General features: G+C 61.0%; 4 protein-coding genes. 2 read left to right on the forward strand and 2 right to left on the reverse strand.

The features are described from left to right. Window positions 1-75: 75 nt before the first annotated feature. Window positions 76-516 carry a hypothetical protein gene (locus GGQ98_RS17960; protein WP_184072028.1) on the reverse strand — a complete coding sequence of 147 codons (441 nt, stop codon included), beginning with the start codon at window positions 514-516 and terminating at the stop codon, window positions 76-78. Further along, window positions 513-1607, reverse strand: coding sequence for a metal-dependent hydrolase family protein (locus tag GGQ98_RS17965; RefSeq protein ID WP_243452002.1), 1095 nt, complete (start codon window positions 1605-1607; stop codon window positions 513-515). Before GGQ98_RS17965 ends, GGQ98_RS17960 begins: the two co-directional genes overlap by 4 nt. On the opposite strand from GGQ98_RS17965, the gene GGQ98_RS18590 reads away from it, so the two are divergent. After that, window positions 1584-2033 carry a hypothetical protein gene (locus GGQ98_RS18590; protein WP_243452003.1) on the forward strand — a complete coding sequence of 150 codons (450 nt, stop codon included), beginning with the start codon at window positions 1584-1586 and terminating at the stop codon, window positions 2031-2033. The two genes, GGQ98_RS17965 and GGQ98_RS18590, sit on opposite strands and share 24 nt — an antisense overlap. Before the next feature lie 88 nt (window positions 2034-2121). Continuing rightward, the gene (locus GGQ98_RS17970; RefSeq protein ID WP_184072030.1) at window positions 2122-2745 is read left to right on the forward strand and encodes an acyl-homoserine-lactone synthase; all 624 of its coding nucleotides are present in this window, start codon (window positions 2122-2124) and stop codon (window positions 2743-2745) included. The last annotated feature ends 144 nt before the right edge of the window (window positions 2746-2889 follow it).

Genomic DNA, 2889 nt, shown 5'->3' on the forward strand with positions numbered 1-2889 from the left:
AGGCCTCACCCCATATGAATATGTCTGCAAAATATGGTCCGAGCAGCCAAAACGGTTTATCAGAGAACCGCACCATCAAAACGAGGGACTAAACAAGTAGCGCAGACCCGCCAGGGCATCGAGCGACAGGGCATCGGTATCGACGATGCGCACTTCACCCGCCAGAAGTCCGCCGCTCGTGCGCGTGGAAAGGGCCACCGGCAGACCGACGACCGGCATAGACGCCGTGTCGGACATGCTGATGTGCAGGGCCTCGGCGAGAATGCCGATCCGCCCCTTGCGCGCTTCAAGCGCCACCATCCCGCCGATATCGAGGCGCTTCAGCACGTCCCCGAAGCTCGCCTGCGCCCGGATCGGCGCGGAAAGGGCAGGGTGGGAAACGGACCCGTCCACGCTTGCCGTCCACACATACGGTATCAGCCTTACGTCCCAGCCGTCGGTTTTCGTACCGGCGAGCGCGGGCGCGGCAAAACCGCAGCAGGCCGCGAGCAGGGCAGCGCCCCTCGGCAGCCTCATTGTTCGGGGCTCCCCCGATAGAAAACGCCGTCCTTCATCACGACCGAAAAGTTGCGTTCCGGATCGGCGATGAGCGCGATGTCGGCGAGCGGATCGCCGTTCACCAGAATGAGGTCGGCCAGCGCGCCTTCTTCGATCACGCCCAGCTTGCCCTGATAGGGCGAGCGTTTGCCGGACAGGGCAAGAAGCTGGGCGTTGTCGTGGGTGACGAGCTTCAGGAGTTCGGCAGGTGTGAACCACTGCGTCAGTTTGAGAAGATAGTCGTTCTGTCTGTGATTGAGGTCGGGTTCGAACAGAAAATCGGTGCCCCACACCAGCTTCACCCCAAGCCGCTTTGCCAGCGGCCACAAGGTCGCGGTGTTCTCGACGATCTCGCGCCGTTTCTCGCGGCGCTTGGGGTCCATGTTCGGATTGTCGTCGGCGAAGGTCTGGGTGGAAAGCCAGATGCCCTTTTCGGCCATCAGCCGGAGCGTGTCCTCATCGAGAAGCTGGCCATGCTCGATATTCTTGACACCGGCATCAATCGCCCGGCGAACGGCGCGGGAGGTATAGGCATGGACGGTGACATAGGTGCCCCAGTCCTCTGCGGCGGCGGCGGCGGCGGAAAGCTCTTCGGGCAGATACTGCGTCACGTCGATCGGATCATAGTCGGACGAGGTGCCTCCCCCGGCCATCAGCTTGATCTGGCTGGCGCCGAAGCGCAGGTTTTCGCGCGTGGCCGACAGCACTTCGTCACGGCCGTCGGCGATGAAGGTGGCGCCCATGTCTTCAGCGCGCGCGGCTTTTCCAAAGAAACGGCGTGATCGCTCGAAAGGCAGGCGAAAATCGCCGTGGCCGGAGGTCTGGCTGATCGTCGCGCCTGAAGGCCAGATGCGAGGGCCCTGATATTTGCCTCGGTCGATCCCGGCTTTCAGGCCGAACACCGGGCCGCCCACATCACGAACCGACGTGAAACCCCGCAGCAACATGGCCTTCGCCTGTTCGGCCGCCGCCGCCTCCACTTTCAAGGGCGTGAGGTCGGGTGCCAGCAAATCCGTCATGGTCAGCGCGCCGAACGTCAGATGCACGTGAACGTCGATCAGACCCGGCATCAGCGTACGGCCACCGCCTTCGACCACCCGAGCCTTCGGCCCGGCCTCGACCGCGGGGCCAACCGACGCGATGACATTGCCCTGCACCAGCACATTCGTTGGCCCGGACAAACGGTCCGAACGACCATCGAAGACACGGACATCCCGAAACAAGGTTTGCCCTTCGGTTTGTACGCGGTCTTCAGCTTGCGCAGGCATCCACAGTATAACAGCGAAGAAAACGGCCATCATCTGCTGCCGAACACGCCGTTTTCCCATCGCGCTTCTCCCCCTGTAAGGGATTCAGCTTATCTCCATTTCAAAAAAGCAGCAATCATGGCGCCTGGACATTGCATATCGATGACCGCCCTGCGGCAGCGCGGCGTGGAAGCGGCTGCTGCGGTCCTTTTTTGTTTTAACGGTGCATATCACTTTACCCCCCGGTAGTTACCGGGATAGTAACCATACATATTTCTGAGTTAAGAAGGAAATATTGCTGGTCGCGCTGTTCCGCGCAGTGTTTCGTGAGGGGGCTATGATCAAGTTTATAACCGCAAAAACCAAGTCGCAGCATCGCGCGCTCATCGATCAGATGCACCAGGACCGCAAGCGCGTGTTCGTGGACTGGCTGAAGTGGGACTTGCCCGTAACCGGCGACAAGGAAATCGATCAGTACGATACCGACGACGCCATCTACATCATCGATGTGGATGCAGAGGGCAACCACGTCGCCTCTATCCGTCTTCTGCCCTGTTCGGTGCCGACACTCATGGCGGAGCATTTCGCCGACATGGTGCAGAGCCCGGTTCCGGCGGACGACACCGCGTGGGAGATGACGCGCCTGTGCGCCAACCCCAACGTCAAGGACAAGCTCGCCCAGTGGACGGGGCGCAAGAACATCACCGTCGCCGCGATCGAGTTCGCGCTGATGCGCGACATCAAGCAGCTGATCTTCGTGACGCATTCGAGCTGGGTGCCCACGATCCTGTCGGTGGGCTGGGACATCGAGCTGCTCGGCCTGCCGCGCAAGGACGGCGCCGATTCGATCGCCGCGATGCGCATCAACGTCACACCTGAAACGCTGGCGCTGATCCGCCGCAACTGGGGAGTGAAGGAATCGCTGCTTCCTGCCGAAGAGGCACTTTCAGCGGTTGCCTGAAGAGGGGTCGCTCCGAAAGGGGCGATGAGTTCGAAACATGCTGGATACATGTTTGATCCCAGGCTTTGATGGTGCATTATTCAGCCAGCAATGGAAGGATGCGCTATGGGACAGATACTCCATGGGAGCGCCACAACGACTGAG

Source organism: Sphingosinicella soli (assembly GCF_014199685.1).
Lineage (GTDB): Bacteria > Pseudomonadota > Alphaproteobacteria > Sphingomonadales > Sphingomonadaceae > Sphingosinicella > Sphingosinicella soli.

Coding starts and splice junctions, on each gene's coding strand:
- GGQ98_RS17960 (WP_184072028.1), bottom strand. CDS start 516: ATGAGGCTGCCGAGGGGCGCTGCCCTGCTCGCGGCCTGCTGCGGTTTT.
- GGQ98_RS17965 (WP_243452002.1), bottom strand. CDS start 1,607: ATGCCGGGTCTGATCGACGTTCACGTGCATCTGACGTTCGGCGCGCTG.
- GGQ98_RS17970 (WP_184072030.1), top strand. CDS start 2,122: ATGATCAAGTTTATAACCGCAAAAACCAAGTCGCAGCATCGCGCGCTC.